The 19871-nt window shown below is 74.1% G+C and carries 16 protein-coding genes; 10 read left to right on the top strand and 6 right to left on the bottom strand.

Annotated features, from left to right (window positions below; all coding sequences use genetic code 11):
• Nucleotides 1-14: 14 nt before the first annotated feature.
• Together dxs and ACYVKX_RS19755 are read left to right on the top strand one after the other, a co-directional pair.
• Nucleotides 15-1937 (top strand): 1-deoxy-D-xylulose-5-phosphate synthase, encoded by a 1923-nt coding sequence (dxs, locus tag ACYVKX_RS19760; RefSeq protein WP_460835390.1) that lies wholly within the window; start codon nt 15-17, stop codon nt 1935-1937.
• Nucleotides 1918-3099, top strand: coding sequence for a hypothetical protein (locus tag ACYVKX_RS19755; RefSeq protein ID WP_460835389.1), 1182 nt, complete (start codon nt 1918-1920; stop codon nt 3097-3099). The genes dxs and ACYVKX_RS19755 overlap by 20 nt, the downstream gene beginning before the upstream one ends.
• A gap of 4 nt (nt 3100-3103) precedes the next feature.
• Here ACYVKX_RS19755 and ACYVKX_RS19750 read toward each other — a convergent pair whose 3' ends face one another.
• Together ACYVKX_RS19750 and ACYVKX_RS19745 are read right to left on the bottom strand one after the other, a co-directional pair.
• Nucleotides 3104-3913, bottom strand: coding sequence for a M56 family metallopeptidase (locus tag ACYVKX_RS19750; protein ID WP_460835388.1), 810 nt, complete (start codon nt 3911-3913; stop codon nt 3104-3106).
• Nucleotides 3910-4290: a BlaI/MecI/CopY family transcriptional regulator gene (locus ACYVKX_RS19745; RefSeq protein WP_460835387.1), complete on the bottom strand. Its 381-nt coding sequence runs from the start codon at nt 4288-4290 to the stop codon at nt 3910-3912. The genes ACYVKX_RS19750 and ACYVKX_RS19745 overlap by 4 nt, the downstream gene beginning before the upstream one ends.
• Nucleotides 4291-4408: 118 nt before the next feature.
• Between ACYVKX_RS19745 and ACYVKX_RS19740 the strand changes: the two genes are divergently transcribed.
• The 4 genes from ACYVKX_RS19740 (at nt 4409) to ACYVKX_RS19725 (ending at nt 10832) form a co-directional block, all read left to right on the top strand.
• Nucleotides 4409-6316, top strand: a complete 1908-nt coding sequence (locus ACYVKX_RS19740) for a cytochrome c oxidase assembly protein (protein ID WP_460835386.1) — start codon at nt 4409-4411, stop codon at nt 6314-6316.
• Nucleotides 6313-8634, top strand: coding sequence for a heavy metal translocating P-type ATPase (locus tag ACYVKX_RS19735; RefSeq protein ID WP_460835385.1), 2322 nt, complete (start codon nt 6313-6315; stop codon nt 8632-8634). Before ACYVKX_RS19740 ends, ACYVKX_RS19735 begins: the two co-directional genes overlap by 4 nt.
• 49 nt (nt 8635-8683) lie before the next feature.
• Nucleotides 8684-9298: a DUF5134 domain-containing protein gene (locus ACYVKX_RS19730; RefSeq protein ID WP_460835384.1), complete on the top strand. Its 615-nt coding sequence runs from the start codon at nt 8684-8686 to the stop codon at nt 9296-9298.
• 67 nt (nt 9299-9365) lie between these two features.
• Entirely contained in the window at nt 9366-10832 is a 1467-nt protein-coding gene (locus tag ACYVKX_RS19725) for an amino acid permease (protein ID WP_460835383.1), read from the top strand.
• A 20-nt stretch (nt 10833-10852) separates the two neighbouring features.
• On the opposite strand, the gene ACYVKX_RS19720 is transcribed toward ACYVKX_RS19725, so the two are convergent.
• Both ACYVKX_RS19720 and ACYVKX_RS19715 read right to left on the bottom strand, forming a co-directional pair.
• Entirely contained in the window at nt 10853-12922 is a 2070-nt protein-coding gene (locus ACYVKX_RS19720; RefSeq protein WP_460835382.1) for a 3-hydroxyacyl-CoA dehydrogenase NAD-binding domain-containing protein, read from the bottom strand.
• Nucleotides 12922-14118 (bottom strand): thiolase family protein, encoded by a 1197-nt coding sequence (locus ACYVKX_RS19715; protein WP_460835381.1) that lies wholly within the window; start codon nt 14116-14118, stop codon nt 12922-12924. Before ACYVKX_RS19715 ends, ACYVKX_RS19720 begins: the two co-directional genes overlap by 1 nt.
• Nucleotides 14119-14220: 102 nt before the next feature.
• On the opposite strand from ACYVKX_RS19715, the gene ACYVKX_RS19710 reads away from it, so the two are divergent.
• The 4 genes from ACYVKX_RS19710 (at nt 14221) to ACYVKX_RS19695 (ending at nt 17679) form a co-directional block, all read left to right on the top strand.
• Nucleotides 14221-15144 (top strand): proteasome assembly chaperone family protein, encoded by a 924-nt coding sequence (locus ACYVKX_RS19710; RefSeq protein ID WP_460835380.1) that lies wholly within the window; start codon nt 14221-14223, stop codon nt 15142-15144.
• Nucleotides 15144-15974 (top strand): acyl-CoA thioesterase, encoded by an 831-nt coding sequence (locus ACYVKX_RS19705; RefSeq protein ID WP_460835379.1) that lies wholly within the window; start codon nt 15144-15146, stop codon nt 15972-15974. The genes ACYVKX_RS19710 and ACYVKX_RS19705 overlap by 1 nt, the downstream gene beginning before the upstream one ends.
• Entirely contained in the window at nt 15971-16861 is an 891-nt protein-coding gene (locus ACYVKX_RS19700) for an acyl-CoA thioesterase (protein WP_460835378.1), read from the top strand. Before ACYVKX_RS19705 ends, ACYVKX_RS19700 begins: the two co-directional genes overlap by 4 nt.
• Nucleotides 16862-16923: 62 nt before the next feature.
• A complete protein-coding gene (locus tag ACYVKX_RS19695; protein ID WP_460835377.1) occupies nt 16924-17679 on the top strand; it encodes a GNAT family N-acetyltransferase in 756 nt (251 codons plus the stop codon).
• Between the two features lie 18 nt (nt 17680-17697).
• Here ACYVKX_RS19695 and ACYVKX_RS19690 read toward each other — a convergent pair whose 3' ends face one another.
• Nucleotides 17698-18507 carry a MaoC family dehydratase gene (locus ACYVKX_RS19690; protein ID WP_460835376.1) on the bottom strand — a complete coding sequence of 270 codons (810 nt, stop codon included), beginning with the start codon at nt 18505-18507 and terminating at the stop codon, nt 17698-17700.
• A complete protein-coding gene (locus ACYVKX_RS19685) occupies nt 18507-19853 on the bottom strand; it encodes a 3-oxoacyl-ACP reductase (protein ID WP_460835375.1) in 1347 nt (448 codons plus the stop codon). Before ACYVKX_RS19685 ends, ACYVKX_RS19690 begins: the two co-directional genes overlap by 1 nt.
• Between the last annotated feature and the right edge of the window lie 18 nt (nt 19854-19871).

The following is a 19871-nucleotide window of genomic DNA, read 5'->3' as shown; positions in this document are numbered from 1 at the left end:
TAGACTCCGCGACTATGGGAGCTCTCGACTCGATCACGTCGCCGCGTGACCTGCGCGGCCTCGACGACGCCCAGCTGGACGCGCTGGCGACCGAGATCCGCGACTTCCTGATCACCACGTGCGCCCGCACCGGCGGCCACATCGGCCCGAACCTCGGCGTGGTCGAGCTGACCATGGCGATCCACCGGGTCTTCGACTCACCGCGCGACCGGATCGTCTTCGACACCGGCCACCAGGCCTACGTCCACAAGCTGCTGACCGGCCGCAAGGCGGGCTTCGAGAAGCTGCGCCAGGAGGGCGGCGTCAGCGGCTACCCGAGCCGGGCGGAGTCCGACCACGACATCGTCGAGAACTCCCACGCCTCCACCGCGCTCAGCTACGCCGACGGCCTCGCCAAGGCCTACACGATCCGCGGCGAGGACCGCCACGTCGTCGCGGTCGTCGGCGACGGCGCGCTCACCGGCGGCATGGCCTGGGAGGCGCTGAACAACATCGCGGTCGCCGGTCGCAGCAGGCTGGTCATCGTCGTCAACGACAACGGCCGCTCCTACACCCCGACCGTCGGCGGCCTCGCCACCGCGCTGACCGCGCTGCGCACCAACCCGCGCTACGAGCACGTACTCGACCTGGTCAAGCGCCGGCTCAACGCGGTCCCGGGCGTCGGGCCGGCGGCGTACGACGCCCTCCACGCCATGAAGAAGGGCGTCAAGGACGCGCTGGCCCCGCAGGGCCTCTTCGAGGACCTCGGCCTCAAGTACGTCGGCCCGGTCGACGGCCACGACCGCGCGGCCATGGAGCAGGTGCTCGCCCAGGCCAGGCGGTTCGACGGCCCGGTGATCGTGCACGCGCTGACCCGCAAGGGCTACGGCTACGACCCGGCCGAGCGGCACGAGGCCGACCAGTTCCACGGCCCGGGGCCCTTCGACGTGCAGACCGGCGCCGAGAAGCCCAAGGGCCGGATCTGGACCGACCACTTCTCCGACGCGATCGTCGAGGTCGGCCAGCGCCGGCCCGACGTCGTCGCGATCACCGCGGCGATGATGCACCCGGTCGGCCTGGACAAGTTCGAGGCGCGGTTCCCCGAGCGCACCTTCGACGTCGGCATCGCCGAGCAGCACGCCGCCACCTCGGCCGCCGGGCTGGCGCTGGGCGGCCTGCACCCGGTCGTCGCGCTCTACGGCACGTTCCTCAACCGGGCCTTCGACCAGGTGCTGATGGACGTCGCGCTGCACCGTCTCGGCGTCACCTTCGTGCTCGACCGGTCGGGCGTCACCGGTGACGACGGCGCCAGCCACAACGGCATGTGGGACATGTCGATCCTCCAGGTCGTGCCCGGCCTGCGCCTCGCCGCGCCGCGCGACGTCGCGCGCCTGCGCGAGCTCCTCGGCGAGGCCGTCCAGGTCGACGACGCGCCGACCGTCATCCGCTACCCCAAGGGGCCGCCGCCCGAGGACATCGACGCGGTCGGCAAGGCCGGCGGCGCCGACGTGCTGGTGCGCAACGGCACCAGGGACGTCCTGGTCGTCGCGGTCGGCGCGATGGGGCAGGTGGGCGTCGAGGTGGCCGAGCGGCTGGTCGCGCAGGGCATCGGCGTGACCGTCGTCGACCCGCGCTGGGTCAAGCCGGTCGACCCCGCGATCGTCGAGCTCGCCCGCGAGCACCGGCTGGTCGTGAGCATCGAGGACAACGGCGAGACCGGTGGCAGCGGCGCGGTGCTGCTCCAGACGCTCAACGCGGCCGGCGTGCACACGCCGTTCCGCCTGCACGGCATCCCGCAGGAGTTCCTCGGGCACGCCAAGCGCGCCGCGATCCTCGAGCGGATCGGCCTCACCCCGCAGGCGATCGCGCTGTCCATCGTCGAGGAGATGGGCGTCGTGGAGGACATGACCTCGCTCACCGACGGTCGTTCTCCCCTCGATGTCGAGCACACTCCGTAGCGTTCTCGCCGCGCTGCTCCTGCTCGCGGCGCTCACGGCCTGCTCGGCCGACGAGCCGGAGAGCGCGCCGCCGCCCGTCGACGCGGCCCGCGCGATCGACCGCGCCCTCGACGCCCGCGCCCGCGCCGTACGCCGGGTGGACGCCGACGCCTTCACTCGGCAGGTCGCCGGCAGCCCGGAGTTCCGCGACCTGCAGCAGGCCTGGTTCGCGAACCTGACCCAGCTCCCGGTCGCGCGGCTGAGCTACCGGGTCGACCCCGGCAGCGTCGTCCGCAGGGGCGGCACGTGGACGGCGACCGTCGAGACCACCCTCCGGCTCGAGGGGTACGACGCCGCGCCGGTCGCCAGCCAGGGCCGCTACCGGTTCCGGGCGGCCGCCGCGCGGCCGCGCCGGTTCGTGCTCACCGGCATCGAGGAGCGGAGCCCGCAGCCGTGGGACCTCGGCCCGGTCGACGTCCGCGAGGGCAGCGGCGTGCTCGGCGTCTTCGACGCCGGCAGCGTCGCCGCGGCGCCCGAGCTGGTCGTCTCGGTCGAGAGCGGTCTCGCGGCCGTCGCCGCCGAGGTGCCCTACCAGTGGAGCCGCTCGGTCGTTCTCTACGCGCTCTCCGAGCCGGCGTTCCTCGAGGGCCTCGACGACGTCCCCGGCGACGATCCCGGGGACCTCGACGCGGTGGCGTTCCCGGTGGGGCGGGGCACCCGCTTCGCGCTCAATCCCCGGATGCTCGGGCAGCCCGGCCGCGAGCGCGACCGGCTGGTCCGCCACGAGCTGACCCACGTGGCGATCGGCACCCGCGACGACGCCGTGCCCGTGTGGCTCTCCGAGGGGCTGGCCGAGTACGTCGCCGTCCGTCCGCTCGCGCCGCGGGACCGCCGCATCCCGGAGGCCTCGGTGCGCGCCGCCCGGGCGGGCGCGACGGAGCTGCCCGACGACGAGACCTTCAACGACCAGGACTCCGACGCCCACTACGGCCTCGCCTGGTGGGCGGTCGAGTGGATCGCCGACACCTACGGCGACGACGCGCCGTGGACGCTGCTCGACGCGATGGCCGTGCCGGGCGCCGACCCGGACGCGGTGCTGCGCGAGCGGCTCGGCACCAGCACCGCGGAGCTCGCCAGGCAGGCGGACCGGCTGATCCTCGGCCTCTACGAGCCCGCCGGCTGATCTCTCACGCGGCGGCCGGGGCCGCCCGCCGGCCGGCAGAGGTCCGCAGTCGGTCCGCGCGGGCGCCGGCACCGGCGTCGCCGCCGGTGCGGGCGAGGACCTCGAGCGCGCCGATCACGGCCGGGGTGCCGCAGCGGCGGGCCGCGGTGTCGTCGGCGATCAGCTCGATGAGCAGCCGGGTCGCCCGGTCGAGCTCGACCGCCGGCACGAACCGCGGCAGGCAGGTGGTCGCGACGGCGGCCACCAGCCGCACGAGGTGGTGGCGCTGGTCGAGGTGCGCCCGCTCGTGCTCGAGCACGGCGGCCAGCTGGGCCGCGGTGAGCCGCCGGCGGAGCCCGGTGGTGACCAGGACGGTCGGCTGCGGCAGCCGGACCGACGCCGCGACCGGCCGCTCGTCGTCGATCGTGCGGACCTCGAGGTCGCCGACGAGCTCGAGGGCGTGGGGCTGCCCGCTGAGCAGGTCGTTGAGGTCCTCGCGACTGGCCGCCTTCGCCCGCACGACGGGCTCGGAGGTCGCGAGCAGCCGGGCCGCCACCGCGCCCGCGGCGAACATCGCCGGCCAGCCGGCCAGCGCGACCCAGGTGGCCGACCACCCGGCGGCCGGTGCCGGGTCCTCGGAGAGTACGCCGGCGGCGAGGCTCAGCAGCTGCAGCACGGTCGCGACGAGCGCGACCGCGCAGCTGAGCAGGGCCGCGTGCCACAGCGCGAGCGCGAGGCGCGGATGCCACACCGGCCAGGTGCCCCTCGTCAGCACCAGCGGCGCCAGGACCGTGGTGAGGACGAGGTAGCCGGCGCCGCCGGCGAGCCAGGTCACGCGGGCCCGCCGCGCCGGCCGCGCACCGAGGAGATCGCCCGCTCGACGAGCTCGGCGTCGGTGGCCTCCAGGTCGCCCATGAACCGGAGCAGCGCGGCGGCCCGGTCCGTGGACCCGGTGAGCGCGTCGAGCATGGTCTGGCTGACGTGCTCGGTCTCCGAGCTCGTGGCCGCGAACGCGACCCCGCGCGGGCCGTCGCCCACCCGCCGGACCAGCCCCTTGTGGACGAGCCGGTCGAGCACGGTCAGCATCGTGGTCTGCGCCGGCGCGTCGCCCGCGATCCGCTCGATCACCTGCCGGGCGGTCAGCGGGGAGTCGCTGGCCCACAAGACGCCCATCACGTCGGCCTGCAGGTCGCCCCGGGCCCGTCCGGTCATGCGTGCACTCCTCTCGCGCCGGGCCAGTCTAGGTGGAGCGCCCCAGGCCCGGCCGCGCCGACTACAACTTGTAGAGTTGCCGGGCCGCCACCCGCCCGCAGTCCGAGGTCCCACGCCGATGTCCGCGCCGCCGCTCGACCAGGTCGAGGCCGCGCCGCGCCCCGGGCCCGGCGCGGCGCCCGCCGTACGGCGCGGCTGGCTGGCCGTCGCGGCGCTCGTGGTGCTCGCGCTCCCGGCCCTCACGACCGTGCTCGCGGGCTCCTCGCCGTACGAGGAGACCTCCCGCGACCAGGCCGGCCTACTCACCGGCGTGCTGACGGCACTGGCGCGCGCGGTGGCCGACACCGCGGCGCTCCTCACCGTCGGCTGCCTGGTCTGGACGCTGGTGGTCGCCCGCTCGCGCCGGCAGCGCCGCGACCTGGCGGTGGGCACCGACGCCTCGTGGCGCCTGGTCTCGCGCGCCGCGGGGGTGTGGCTCCTGGCCGCCGCCGCCTCGATGCTCCTCGACGGCCTCGACTCCAACGGGATGACGCTCGGCCGGCTGTTGGAGCCCGGCATCGTGGGGTTCCTGCTCAGCACCACGAACTACGCCAACGCCTGGCTGCTCGCCGCGGCCTGCGCGCTGGTGGTGTGGCTGCTCGCCGGCTACGTGCGCCGCTGGGTCGGCACCGCCGCCCTCGCGCTGCTCTGCGTGCCCGCCGTCCTGGCGCCGGTGGCCGTCGGCCAGGTGCTGGTCGGCCCCGACCACGACCTCGGCGGCGACGCCGCCACGCTCGGCACCCTCGCGGCGAACGGGGCGCTCGGCGCGCTCGCCGTGGGCCTGTGGTTCGGCAGCCACCTCGACGGCGCGGGCCGGGGCGCGCCCCGGGCCCGACTGGTCGCGGTGGCGCGGGCCGGTCTGGTGGTGGCCGTGCCGGCCGGCCTGGTGGTGACCTGGTTCGAGCTCGCCGGGACCTCGCCGTTCGCGTCCGTGACGGGGTGGTTCCTGCTGGTGCGGCTGGCCGCGCTGGCGGTCGTCGCGTGGGGCGTCTGGAGGCTGTGTCGGGACCGCGCGGCGCGCTGGCCGGTCCTGCTGGTGCAGGCCGGCATCCTGGTCCACCTCGCGGTCGGCGTCGCCGCGACCCGGGTGGCGCCGCCGCAGTTCTTCGTGCCGACCTCGATCCAGCAGGTCTACCTCGGCTTCGAGGTGAGCGCCGCGCCGTCGCTCGGCGTCCTCCTGACCGCCTGGCGCCCCAACCTGCTCTTCCTGGCGCTGGCCGCCGGCGGCGTCGGGGCGTACGTCGCCGCGCTGCGCCGGCTGCGCAGCCGCGGCGAGACCTGGCACTGGACCCGCACCGCCGCCTGGCTCGCCGGCTGGCTGGTGATCGTGGTGTCGACCAGCTCGGGGATGGGCCGCTACTCCGCGCCCAGCTTCGCGGTGCACATGGGCGTCCACATGAGCCTGGGCATGCTGGCGCCGATGCTGCTCGTGCTCGGCCGCCCGATCACGCTGCTGCTCGGCACCGCCCGGATGCCGGAGCGGGACACGCCGCCCGGGCTCTTCGACTGGGTCGCGGTGACGCTCAACTCCCGCCTTTTGCGCGCGGTCTACCACCCGCTGCTCGTCTTCACGACCTACGTCGGCCTCTACTACGGCCTGTACTTCACCAGCCTGTTCGGCTCGCTGATGCCCTACCACTGGGGCCACCAGCTGATGAACCTGACGTTCCTGCTCGTCGGCCTGGTCTTCTACGGCCTGGTGCTCGGCGTGGACCCGACGCCGCGGTCGCTCCCGCAGGTGGGCCGGCTCGGGTTCCTGATCGCGGCGATGCCGTTCCACTCCTTCTTCGGGGTGCTGGTGATGAACCGCGGCGACGTCATCGCGCTCGACTTCTACCGGCGGCTCGGCCTGCCGTGGTCGCCCGACCTGGCCGACGTGCAGCGGCTCGGCGGCACGATCGCCGCCTTCGGCGGCGAGATCCCGCTCCTGTTCGGCATCGCGGTGCTCGGCCTGCAGATGCGGCGCGAGGACGGCGAGCGCCGATGACGACCGGCACGGACGCCGTACCCGACCTCGCCGCGGCCGGCGCCGTCGTCGAGCTGGACGTCGGCGGGATGACCTGCGCCGCCTGCGCGGGCCGGGTCGAGCGGGCGCTGAACAAGCTCGACGGCGTGGCGGCGACGGTCAACTACGCGACCGAGCGGGCCCGGGTGACCGGCGCCGGCCCGGACCTCGCCGGCCGGGCGACCACGGCGGTGCGCAAGGCCGGCTACGAGCCCCACGTGCGCGGCGGCAGCGAGCCGCAGGACTGGTCGGACGCCGAGACCTCCCGGCGGATCGTCGGCCTGCGCCGCCGGCTGGTGCTCGCGGCGCTGCTGGCGGTCCCGGTGATGGACCTGACCATCTTCCTCGGATTCGCCCCCGGGGCGCGGTTCCCCGGCTGGCAGCTGGTCTGCGTGCTGCTGGCGCTCCCGGTCGTGACCTGGTGCGCCCAGCCGTTCCACCGGGCGACGGTGCGCAACCTGCGGCACGGCGCGGTCAGCATGGACACGCTGGTCTCGCTCGGCATCGCAGTGTCGTTCGGCTGGGCGGTGCTGGGCGTGGCGCTCCCCGACCTCGTGGGCGAGACCGGCGACGCCACCTGGCTGGGCCTGGGGTCGCTGCCGCTGGACAGCGCGAGCCTCTACCTCGACGTCGCGGTCGGGATGACGGTCTTCCAGCTGGCCGGCCGCTACTTCGAGGCGCGGGCCCGCCGCCGGGCGGCCGACATCTTCCACGCGCTCGACCGGCTCGCAGTGCCGGTGGCGCGGGTCGTCCGCGACGGCCGCGAGGTGGAGGTCGACACCGCCGAGGTCCGCTCCGGCGACGTGGTCGTGGTCCGCGCGGGCGAGGTGGTCCCGGTCGACGGCGTCGTGGCCGAGGGCCGGGCCGCGGTCGACACCAGCGCGATGACCGGCGAGCCGGTGCCCCGGGCCGCGGGCCCCGGCGACCGGGTCGCCGGCGGCACGATCAGCACCGACGGCCGGCTCGTCCTCCACGCCACCGCCGTGGGCGCGCACACCCAGCTGGCGCAGATGGCCGCCGTCGCCGCGCGCGCCCAGGAGCAGAAGAGCCGGGTCCAGCGGCTGGTCGACCGGATCGTCGCCTGGTTCGTGCCCGTGGTGGTCGCCGGGTCGGTCGTCGTGGGCCTGGCGTGGGTAGCGGCGGGGGCGTCGCCGCAGCGCGCCGTCGGGGTCGCCGTCGCGGTGCTCATCATCGCCTGCCCGTGCGCGCTCGGGCTCGCCACGCCGACCGCGCTCATGGTCGGGGTGGGGCGCGGCGCCAGCCTGGGGCTGCTGGTCAAGGGCTACGACGCGCTCGAGGCCAGCGGCGTGATCGACACCGTGGTGCTCGACAAGACCGGCACGCTCACCTCCGGCACGATGGCCGTGACGGCGGTCCGCGCCGTCGCGGCGACCGAGCCCGACGAGGTGCTGGCGCTTGCCGCGGCGGTCGAGCAGCACTCCGAGCATCCGCTGGCCCGGGCCGTCGTGCGGCACGCCCGCGACCGGCTGGGCGAGGCGGCGATCGACGCGGTCGACGTACGCGACTTCGAGACGGTGCCCGGCGCCGGGGTCCGCGCCGACGTCGACGGGCGGCGGGTGCTCGCCGGCAGCGCCGGCTTCCTCGCCGACCACGGCGTCACCGGCCTCGACGACCCCGACGACGGGCCGGGCTCGCGGGTCCACCTCGCCGTCGACGGTACGCCGTGGGGCACCCTCGACCTCGAGGACACCCTGCGCCCCGGGGCGGCCGAGGCGGTGCGGGCGCTGCACGGCCTCGGGCTGGCGACGGTGCTGCTGACCGGCGACCGGGAGCAGGCGGCGCGGAGCATCGCCGAGCGCATCGGCGTCCAGGAGGTGCGCGCCGGGGTGCTGCCGGCCGGCAAGGCCGACGCGATCCGGGAGCTCCAGGCCGGCGGCCGGCGGGTGGCGATGGTCGGCGACGGGGTCAACGACGCCGCGGCCCTGGCTACCGCCGACCTCGGCCTCGCGGTCGTGCACGGCACCGACGTCGCGCTCAAGGCGGCCGACATCGTGCTGCTGCGCGACCACCTGCTCGCCGTACCCGACGCGATCGGGCTGGCCCGGCGCACCCTCGCCACGATCCGCGGCAACCTCGTGTGGGCGTTCGGCTACAACCTCGCGGCCGTGCCGATCGCCGCGGCCGGGCTGCTCAACCCGCTGATCGCGGCCGGCGCGATGTCGCTGTCCTCGCTGCTGGTGGTCTTCAACAGCATGCGGCTGCGCGACTACGCCGGGACCGGCGGAGCGCGGGAGAGCGAGCTGAGCGACCTCCTGCGCCCGGTCCGGGACGCCACCTGATACTGTTCTACAACTTGTAGAGGCGCGTGGGCGAGATGAAGGAGCGGCGATGATCGACGGACCGTGGAGCGTGGTCCTGGTGGTGGCGTTCGCGATCACCGGCGGCTACTGTCTCGTCGAGCTGCTGCGCCGGCGGGACGCGCACTCCGGGATGCAGGTCGTCCACGTCAACCACCTCCTGATGAGCATCGCGATGATCGTGATGGTCTTCGTCGCCGAACTCGGCGACCTGCTGACCTGGACGCAGGTGGGGGTCTTCGCCGTCCTGATCCTCGCGCTGCTGGTGCCGTGGGCCCCCAAGACGCGGGTGGAGCGGGTCGACGCCGCCGCCTACGGCGTGCTCAACGCCGCGATGATCTGGATGCTGCTGGCGATGCCCCAGCTGATGGCGGACATGTCGATGCCGGACATGTCGGGGATGTCGGACAGGTCGGGCGGGTCGATGCCCGGGATGGAGATGCCCGGCGACGGCATGGCCGCGATGTCCGCGGGTACGACGCCGGGCTGGGTCGACGCCGTCAACGCCGGCGCGGTCGGGCTGGCCGTCGTCTGCGGCCTGTGGTGGCTGTGGCGGGCGGTCGGGGTGCGCAGCCGGGTCGGGCATGCCCTCTGCGACACGCTGATGGCGGCCGGCATGGCCGTCATGCTCGTGCTGATGAACTGACTCCCACGACCCTCGCCCTCGCCGCCGCCCTGGTTTCGCCCCCGCGCTCGCCGGACAGTGTGGAGGCATGAGCCTGTTCCGGACGAAGTCGATCGAGCAGTCCATCGCCGACACCGACGACCCCGACCACCGGCTCCGCAGGGACCTCGGCGCCGCCGACCTGGTGGTCTTCGGCGTCGGCGTCATCATCGGCGCCGGCATCTTCGTGCTCACCGGCACGGTGGCCGCCTCCAACTCCGGGCCCGCGCTCGCGCTCAGCTTCCTGATCGCCGCGGTCGCCTGCGGCCTGGCCGGCCTCTGCTACGCGGAGTTCGCCTCGACGGTGCCGGTCGCCGGCTCGGCGTACACCTTCTCCTACGCCACCATGGGCGAGCTGATCGCGTGGATCATCGGCTGGGACCTGGTGCTCGAGTTCACGATCGGCGCGGCCGCGCTGTCGGTCAGCTTCTCCGGCTACCTGCAGGAGCTGCTGGACGGGACGCCGCTCGAGGTGCCGACGTCGCTGGCGTCGGCCTCAGACGGGCTCGTCAACCTGCCCGCGGTGGTGGTCGCCCTGGTCGTGATGGCACTGCTGATCCGCGGCACCAAGTTCTCCAGCCGGGTGAACCAGGTGGTGGTGGCGATCAAGCTCGCCGTGGTCGCCACCGTGATCGTGGTCGGCGTCGTCTACGTCGACCCGTCGAACTGGGTGCCGTTCATCCCCGACTCGCAGCCCGCGCCCGCGGGCGAGGGAGGCTTCCGCGACCTGCCGCTGATCACGACGCTCTTCGGGATCGAGCCGGCCGCGTTCGGCGTCGCCGGCGTGGTGGCCGGCGCCGCGATCGTGTTCTTCGCGTTCATCGGCTTCGACATCGTCGCGACCACCGCCGAGGAGGCGAAGAACCCGCAGCGGGACGTGCCGATCGGCATCCTCGGCTCGCTGGCGATCGTCACGCTGCTGTACGCCGCGGTCAGCCTGATCGTCACCGGCATCCAGCCCTTCGACCGGATCGACCCCAACGACGCGGCCCCGCTCGCCACCGCGTTCAAGGCGGCGGGCGTGGAGTGGATGGGCGACCTGATCTCGATCGGCGCCTGCATCGGCCTGGTCGTGGTCGCGATGATCCTCATGCTCGGCCAGTGCCGGGTCGCGTTCGCGATGGGCCGCGACGGCCTGCTCCCGCGGTGGATCTCGAAGACGCACCCGACCTGGGGCACGCCGTACCGCGTCACGCTGATCACCGGCGTCGTGGTCGCGGCGATCGCGGGCTTCGTCGACCTGTCCACGCTGGCCAACCTGGTCAACATCGGCACGCTGTTCGCGTTCATCCTGGTCAGCATCGCCGTGGTCGTGCTCCGGCACACCCGCCCCGACCTGCCCCGGGCGTTCCGCACCCCGCTGGTGCCGGTCGTCGCGTCGCTGTCGGTGCTGATGTGCCTCTACCTGATGCTCAACCTGACCGGCGAGACCTGGGAGCGGTTCCTCATCTGGATGGCCCTCGGCCTCGTCGTCTACTTCCTCTACGGCCGCCGCCACTCCCGCCTCGACGGGTGAGCCGGGCCGAAGGACCGAGCTCAGTGGAAGCTGCCGAGACCCTCGCGCTCGAGCAGCATGGTCAGGCCGCCGTTCCAGAACGAGAACCCGGCGCCGGTGATCATCGCCAGGTCGAGGTCCTCGGCGGCCGCGACGACGCCCTCGTCGAGCATCCGGCGCGCCTCGTCGGCCAGGCCCGTGAGCACCCGGGTCCGCACCTCCTCCGGCGACAGTACGACGGGCGAGGCGGGCCTCTCCAGCAGCGCCGCGACCTCGGGGTCGAGCGCGCCGTCGGTGCCGTAGTACGACGCCTTCCGCGCCGCCACCACGCGCTCCAGCGCGGGGGAGACGTAGAACCGGTCGGGGAAGGCGCCGTGCAGCGTCTCGACGTTGTGCAGCGCGATCGCGGGGCCCACCAGGGACAGGAGCTGATGGGGCGGCATCGGCGCCACGCCCGCGAAGGCGCCGTCGACCACCGGCACCGGCGTGCCCTCGTCGACGATCCGGCTCACCTCGCCCAGGAACCGGCCGAGCAGCCGGTTGACGATGAACGACGGGCTGTCGTCGACCAGGATCGTGGTCTTCCTCAGCGCCCTGCCGGTCGCGAACGCGGTCGCGAGGGCCTCGTCCGAGGTCTGCTCGCCCCGGACGATCTCCAGCAGCGGCATCACCGCCACCGGGTTGAAGAAGTGGAAGCCGACGACCCGCTCGGGGTGCTCGAGGTCGGCCGCCATCTCGGTGATCGACAGCGACGAGGTGTTGGTCGCGAGGACGCACTCGGGCGAGACAGTCCTCTCCACGTCGGCGAAGACCGCCTTCTTGACCGACATCTCCTCGAAGACGGCCTCGATGACGAAGTCCGCGTCGCGGAACGTCTCCTTGCCGACGGCACCCGTCACGAGCGCGCTGAGACGGCCGGCCTTGTCGGGCTCGATCCGCCCCTTGGCCAGCAGCTTGTCGATCTCGGCATGGACGTACCCGACGCCCCGGTCGACCCGCTCCTGGTCGAGGTCGGTCAGCACGACCGGCACCTCCAGGCGGCGGACGAACAGCAGCGCGAGCTGCGAGGCCATCAGGCCCGCGCCCACGATGCCGACCTTGGTCACCGGGCGGGCCAGCGACCGGTCCGGCGCACCGGCCGGGCGCTTGGCGCGCTTCTGCACCAGGTCGAACGCGTACAGCGACGCGATCAGCTCCGGCGTGTGCGACAGCGCCTCCAGGGCGTCGTCCTCGCGGGCGAAGCCGGCGTCCCGGTCGCCGTCGCGCGCGGCGTCGATCAGCTCGACCGCCGTGAGGGCCGCCGGGCTGGCGCCGCCGGTCTTCGCCTGCACGATGCCGCGCCCACGGGCCACGGCGGCGTCCCAGGCCGCGCCCCGGTCGACCTCCGGTCGATCCACCACGAGCTCGCCGCGCAGCACCGCATCGGCCCAGAGCAGCGACTGCTCCAGGAAGTCCGCGCCCTCGAAGACCGCGTCGGCGAGCCCGAGCTCGTAGGCCGCCGCGCCGCTCAGCGTCCGGCCGTTGTCGAGCGGGTTCTCCAGGATCACCGTCACGGCACGGTCGGCGCCGATCAGGTTCGGCACCAGGAACGCGCCGCCCCAGCCCGGGACCAGGCCGAGCATCACCTCGGGCAGGCCGAGCGCGGGCGCGCTGTCCATCACCGTGCGGTAGGTGCAGTGCAGCGCGACCTCCAGGCCGCCGCCGAGGGCGAGGCCGTTGACGAGGCCGAACGACGGCTTGCCGCCGTCCTGCAGCTTGCGGAAGACCGCATGGCCGAGCTCGGCCACCACGCGTACGGCGCTCTGCCCATCGCCCGAGAGTCCGCCGCCGGCGATCGAGGTCAGGTCGGCGCCGGCCGCGAGGATGAACGGCTTGCCGGTGACGCCGATCGCGGCGATCTCGTCGTCGGCCAGGGCCTCGTCGATCGCCTCGTCGAGCGCGAGCAGCGAGCGCGGGCCGAACGTGTTCGGCCTGGTGTGGTCCTCGCCGTTGTCGAGGGTGATCAGCCCGAGCACGGCGCCACCGGGCAGCGACACCTTGCGCAGGTGCGCCCGGGTCACGCGCTCGGCGTCGGAGGAGATCTCCCGCGCGCGGGTCAGCAGGTCGGTCATCACGCAGCTCCGTTCCAGTTCGGGTTCTCCCAGATCACGGTGCCGCCCATGCCGATGCCGATGCACATGGTGGTCAGGCCGTAGCGGACGTCCGGGCGCTCCTCGAACGCCCGCGCGAGCTGGGTCATCAGGCGTACGCCGGAGGAGGCCAGCGGGTGCCCCATCGCGATCGCGCCGCCGTACGGGTTGACGCGCGAGTCGTCGTCGGCGATGCCGAAGTGCTCGAGGAACGCCAGCACCTGCACGGCGAACGCCTCGTTGACCTCGAACGCGCCGATGTCGTCGATGGTCAGGCCGGCCTGCTTCAGCGCCTTCTCGGTCGCCGGGATCGGGCCGGCGCCCATCACCTCGGGCTCGACGCCGACGAAGCCGTAGGACACCAACCGCATCCTGGCCGGCAGGCCGAGCTCGCGCGCGGTCTCCTCGTCGGCGAGCAGGGCGGCGGTGGCGCCGTCGTTGATGCCGGCGGCGTTGCCCGCGGTGACCCTGCCGTGCGGGCGGAACGGCGTCCGCAGGCTCGCCAGCGACTCCAGGGTCGTCTCCGGGCGCATCGGCTCGTCCCTGGTGGCCAGGCCCCAGCCCAGCTCCGCGGAGCGGGTCGCGACCGGGACCAGGTCGGGCTGGATCCTCCCGGCGTCGTACGCCGCCGCGGTGCGCTGCTGCGAGCGCACGGCGTAGGCGTCGACGCGCTCCCTGGTGATCGTGGGGTAGCGGTCGTGCAGGTTCTCGGCGGTCTTGCCCATCACCAGCGCGTCCGGGTCGACCAGCCGCTCGGAGAGGATCCGCGGGTTCGGGTCGACGCCCTCGCCCATCGGGTGGCGGCCCATGTGCTCGACGCCGCCGGCGATGGCGACGTCGTAGGCGCCGAACGCGATGCCGGACGCGGTCGTGGTCACCGCGGTCATCGCGCCGGCGCACATCCGGTCGATCGCGTAGCCGGGCACGCTCTGCGGCAGCCCGGACAGCAGCGCGGCGGTGCGGCCGATGGTGAGGCCCTGGTCGCCGATCTGGGTGGTGGCGGCGACGGCCACCTCGTCCACGCGCTCCGGCGGCAGCGACGGGTTGCGCCGCAGGAGCTCGCGGATGCACGTGATGACCAGGTCGTCGGCACGGGTCTCGGCGTACTGGCCCTGCGCCCGGCCGAACGGCGTGCGCACGCCGTCGACGAAGACGACCTCTCGCAGCTGACGGGACAACACGGTCTCCTCTGGGTTGGGGATGGCGCCAGATTACCCAGCAGTAACAACACCGTCACCCACCCGGGGTGTGACCTCGCCCTCGCCACTAGGCTTGCGCCCATGCCCGAGCGCCTGGTCCACATCGTCGACGACGTCCCGGAGCTCGACGGCCTGTCGGCGCCGACGATGGTGCTCGCGCTCGACGGGTTCCTCGACGCGGGCAACGCCGCCGGCCGGGCGGTGCAGCACCTCGTCGACCTCTCCGACGGCCGGGTGGTCGCGACCTTCGACGTCGACGAGCTGCACGACTACCGGGCTCGCCGGCCCCCGATGTCCTTCGTCCGCGACCACTACGCGCGGTACGACGCCCCGCGGCTCGTCGTCCGGCTGCTGGAGGACACCGGCGGCACGCCGTACCTCCTCCTGCACGGCCCGGAGCCCGACACCCGCTGGGAGGCGTTCTGCGCCGCGGTGCGCGAGGTCGTCGAGCGGTTCGGCGTGACCCGCGTCGTGGGCATGGGGTCGGTGCCGATGGCGGTGCCGCACACCCGGCCGATGGCGATCACCCACCACGCCAACAACCCCGACCTGCTCACCGGCGAGAGCCCCTGGCGCGGCGAGCTGCGGATCCCGAGCAGCGCCCAGGCGCTGCTGGAGGTGCGGCTCGGCGAGTGGGGCCACGACGCGATGGGCTTCGTCGCGCACGTGCCGCACTACCTGGCGCAGCTGGACTACCCGGCGGCGGCCGCGGCGCTGCTCGAGCAGGTCGAGATCGCCGGCCGGTTGACCATCGACCTGTCCGGCCTGCGCGCCGAGGCCGAGGACCGCGAGGCCGAGGTCGCCCGCTACCTCGCCGCCAACGCGGAGGTCGCCGAGGTGGTGACCGCGCTGGAGCGGCAGTACGACGCCTTCGAGCGCGCCGAGGAGAGCGGCTCCAGCCTGCTGGCCCGCGACCAGCCGCTGCCGACCGGCGAGGAGCTCGGCAAGGAGTTCGAGCGGTTCCTCCGGGGGCTGGACAACCCCGGCGACGAGGACCGCGGCTGATGCCGCGCGACGCCGACGAGCTGGTCGCGCTGCTCGACCTCGAGACCATCGACGACAACCTGTTCCGCGGCGCGCAGATGCCGACCACCCGGCCGATGGTGTTCGGCGGGCAGGTCGCCGCGCAGGCGCTGGTCGCCGCCGTGCGCACGGTCGACCCGGAGTTCTCGGCGCACTCGCTGCACTCCTACTTCCTCCAGCCCGGCGACCCGGCCGTGCCGACGATCTTCGACGTCGACTACCTCCGCGACGGCCGCTCGTTCGTGACCCGCCGGGTGCTCGCGCAGCAGCACGGCCGGCCGATCTACGCCCAGACCGTCAACTTCCACCGGCAGGAGTCGGGCCTCGACCACGAGGAGCCGATGCCCGCCGTACCCGCTCCGGAGGAGTGCGCGCCCGCCGTCCGCCGCGCGCGCGACGAGCGGCACGACGACCAGTGGGACGTCGCCGAGATCCGCCGGGTCCCAGGCCCCGAGGCCGATCCGGAGCGCCCGGCCCGGCAGCGGGTCTGGCTGCGCACGTCCTCGCCGCTGCCCGGCGATCCCTTCTGGCACACCGCGGCGTTCACGTACTTCTCCGACCTGACGCTGATGGGCGCCGCCCTGGCCCCGCACGGGCTGAGCTACGGGACCGGCGAGGTGTTCCTCGCGTCCCTCGACCACGCCGTCTGGTTCCACCGGCCGTTCCGCGCCGACGAGTGGTGGCTCTACGACCAGCACTCGCCGGCGGCGACCGGCGGCCGGGGGCTGGTGCTCGCCAAGGTCTACTCCCGAGACGGCCGGCTGGTCGCCTCGGTCGCGCAGGAGGCCGTCGTCCGAGAGGTCCGGTCGTGAGCCCCACCGAGGAGCTCGTCGACCTGCTCGACCTCGAGGAGCTCGACACCGACCTGTTCCGGGGCCGCCAGCCGGAGTCCGTGCGCGCGCGGGTGTACGGCGGCCAGGTCGCCGCGCAGGCGCTGATCGCCGGCGTCCGCACCGTGCCGCCGGCGTACGCCGTGCACTCGCTGCACTCCTACTTCCTGCTGCCCGGCGACTACGCCGTCCCGATCGTCTACGACGTCGAGCGGATCCGCGACGGCCGCTCGTTCCTGACCCGGCGCGTGGTCGCGCGCCAGCACGGCCGGCCGATCTACTACCAGACGCTGAACTTCCAGCGGGCCGAGGAGGGCTTCGAGCACCAGGACGCGATGCCGTCCGTGGGCGCGCCCGACGCCGGTGTCGACCTGGTCGAGGTGATGCGCCGGGGCGGCAACGCCGAGGCCGACGCGCTCGGCAGGGAGTGGGGCTCGCTCGACGTGCGCTGGCTGGGCAACACCCGCTTCGGGCTGGAGCCCGACGGCGGGCACGTCTCGCAGGCGCGGATGTGGGTGCGCCTGCGCGAGGGGCTGGGCAACGGACGGTTGGGCGACGACCCGGTCGTGCACACGGCGGCGTTCGCCTACGCCAGCGACGTCAGCCTCCTCGGCGCCACGCTCGCCGCCCACGGCGGCAACCCGGCCAAGGTGCAGATGGCCTCCCTCGACCACACCATCTGGTTCCACCGGCCCTTCCGCGCCGACCGGTGGTGGCTCTACGACCAGTGGTCGCCGTCCGCCCAGGGCGCCCGCGGCCTGGCCTTCGGCCGCGTCTTCACCGAGGACGGCACCCTCGTCGCCACCGTCGCCCAGGAGGGCCTGATCCGCCAGCGCACCGACGACTACGAGGGTCCGGGCCAGGCCTGAACCGACATGACGGCGGGCGCGTTCCTCGCCCGGGGGACGGCGATCGGTGGTAGAACCGCAGCATGACGGGGCACGTCGCGCGCTGGCGCATGCAGATGGGGGCCGGGATCGGCCCGTGGGTCGACCATCCGGGGATGGTGCACGCGGTCGACGAGCGCCGCTGGCTCTCGCTCAGCGGGCTGTCGAGCCCGGATGTGAACATGGCGATGGTGTACGACGCCGACCCGGCCGTGCTCGCCGGAGCGGTCGCCGAGATCGACGCCCTCGGGGCGCCGGCGCTGGTGCTGCTGGCCGGTCCCGGCGCCGAGCGGGCCGGCGACCTGGCGGATCCGTGGATGAGCGCCGGCGAGATGCCGATGATGGCGATCGAGCTGGCGGACGCGCCGCGACGGCCGGACCCCCGGGTGCGCCGGGCCGGGCCGGAGGACCGGGAGGCGGTGGTCGGCCTGCTCGCCGACGCCTACCAGATGACGCCGGACGTCTTGTCGATCTGCGTCGACCCGCTGGACCGGATGGGCTCGACCATGGGGATCTGGCTGCTCGAGGACGACGGGGTCGCCGTCTCGACCGTGACGACCGCGGTCGCCGACGACACCGTGGGGATCTGGTGCATGGCGACGCCGGAGCGCTTCGGCCGGCGCGGGCACGGCCGGGCGCTGCTCGCCGCAGCGCTCGACCAGCTCCACGCCGACGGCGTCCGGACGGGACTGCTCGGCGCCACGCCGGCCGGCGAGCCGCTCTACGAGGCCACCGGCTGGCGGCACGTCGAGCGCTGGCGGATCTTCACCAACGCGACCTCGGCCCAGTTCTCCCACTGAGTCTCCCCCTGAGCCGGCTCAACGGGGCGTCGCCGCGCCGGCGAGGTGCGGGGCGCCGGACCTCGGCGCGCTGAGCGAGAACGCCCAGCGGTCGTCGACCCGCCGTACGCCGAAGGCGACCGAGCCGGGCAGCAGGATCGGCCTCTTGAACGCCACGGCGACGGTGACCGCGTCCGGCAGCCGGTTCTCCAGCGCGCCGACGCAGCGAGCGAGAGACCACATGCCGTGGGCGATCTGCCGCGGGAAGCCGAACGCCCTGGCGGTCAGCGGGTAGAGGTGGATCGGGTTCCGGTCGCCCGAGACGCCGGCGTACCGGCGCCCGAGGTCGGCGGGCAGCCGCCAGGTCAGGCCGCGGGGCGGCGCGTCGGGGAAGCCCGAGCCGGCGGGCGCGTCGTCGGACCCGCCGCCCCGGCGCAGGAACGTCGAGGTCTCCTCCCAGACGAGCTCGTCGCCGGAGCGCACTTCGGTGACCAGGTCGAAGACCCGGCCCTTGGCGTGTCCGCGCAAATGCGCCGATCGTGCAGTGACCGTCAGCCGCTCGTCGAGGCGGATCGGGCGGTGCTGGGTGATCGCGTTCTCCAGGTGCACGGTGCCGATCGCGGGGAACGGGAACGACGGCGCCGCCATGATCTCCAGGTGCAGCCCGAACGCCAGCAGGTGCGGGTAGGGGAGCGGCAGGGTGTCCTTGCGCGGGAAGCCGCACAGGTCGGCGTACGCCGCGACGTGCCTCGCGTCGATCGCGACGTCCTCGCGGGAGAGGGTGCGGTCGGGCAGCTCGCTGCCGGCGCGGATCTTCGGCAGCGCCGCCCTGACCAGCAGCGGGATCATCAGGCGCCCAGCATCATCTGGCCGCAGACCCGCACCACGTTGCCGTTGACGGCGGTGGAGCCGGGGCTGGCCAGCCAGGCGATCGCCTCGGCGACGTCGACCGGCAGGCCGCCCTGCGCCATCGCGTTCAGCCGCTGGCCGACCTCGCGGGTCGCGAACGGCACGGCCGCGGTCATCTGGGTGACGATGAAGCCGGGCGCGACCGCGTTGACGGTGACGCCGCGGTCGAGCTCGTGGGCGAGCGAGTCGACCAGGCCGATCACGCCGGCCTTGGAGGCGGCGTAGTTGGTCTGCCCGACGTTGCCGGCGATCCCGGCGATCGAGGCGACGCCGACGATCGCGCCGTTGTCGTTGACCACCCTCTCGTCGAGCAGGAGCCGGGTGATCCGCTCGGGGGCCGTGAGGTTGACCGCGACCACCTGGGCGAACCGGTCTCCCTCGGACGACGGGGCCATGTTCGCGAGCCTCCTGTCGCGGGTGATGCCGGCGTTGTGCACGACGACGTCGACCCCGCCGTGCTTGTCCTTCAGATGCCGGGCGATGCGGTGCGGCGCGTCCCTGGCGGTGATGTCGAGGAGCAGATGGTCGCCGTCGAGCTCTCGCATCACGGCCTGGAGCTCGCTGGCCGCCTGGGGTACGTCGACACCGACGATGCTCGCGCCGTCGCGGTGGAGCACCCGGGCGATCTGCTCCCCGATGCCGCGGCTGGCGCCGGTCACGAGCGCGACCCGGCCCTCGAGCGGCCGCACCCAGTCGGCCACCTCGCCGGCCTTCCTCTCGCCGTGGGCGCCGATGCGCACCACTTGGCCGGAGACGTACGCCGACTTGGGACTCAGCAGGAACGCGAGGGTGCTGTGCACCGCGCCCTCCGCGCCCGTGGCCACGTAGACCAGCTGGACGGTGCCGCCGCGGCCGATCTCCTTGCCGAGGCTGCGCGTGAAGCCCTCGAGCGCCCGCTGCGCGACCCGCTCCTCGCCCGTGACCAGCTCCGGTGGCGAGCCGAGCACGACCACCCGCGGGCAGGGGTCCAGCCGCCGGAGCAGGGGAGTGAGGAAGTCGCGCAGCGCGACCAGTTGATCCGACGAGGTGATCCCGGTGGCGTCGAACACCAGGCCCTTGAACGTGTCGGCGCCCGTGGTGTCGGTGACCGCCGCGATGCCGAGGGCGTCGAGGACGCCGGTGAGGGACTCGCCCAGCCGACCCCGGCCGCCGACCGCGACGGTGCCGTCGACGAGCGGGTCGCCCGCGGCGTACCGCTCCAGCTTCGCGGGCTGCGGCAGCCCGAGCAGCCTCGTGACCTGCCTGCCGATCGCGGACTCGGTGAAGCCGCGGTAGTAGTCGCTCATGGTGGGTATGTAACTCCT

This window comes from Nocardioides hungaricus, assembly GCF_054782915.1.
This window is presented reverse-complemented; position numbering and strand designations above follow the sequence as displayed.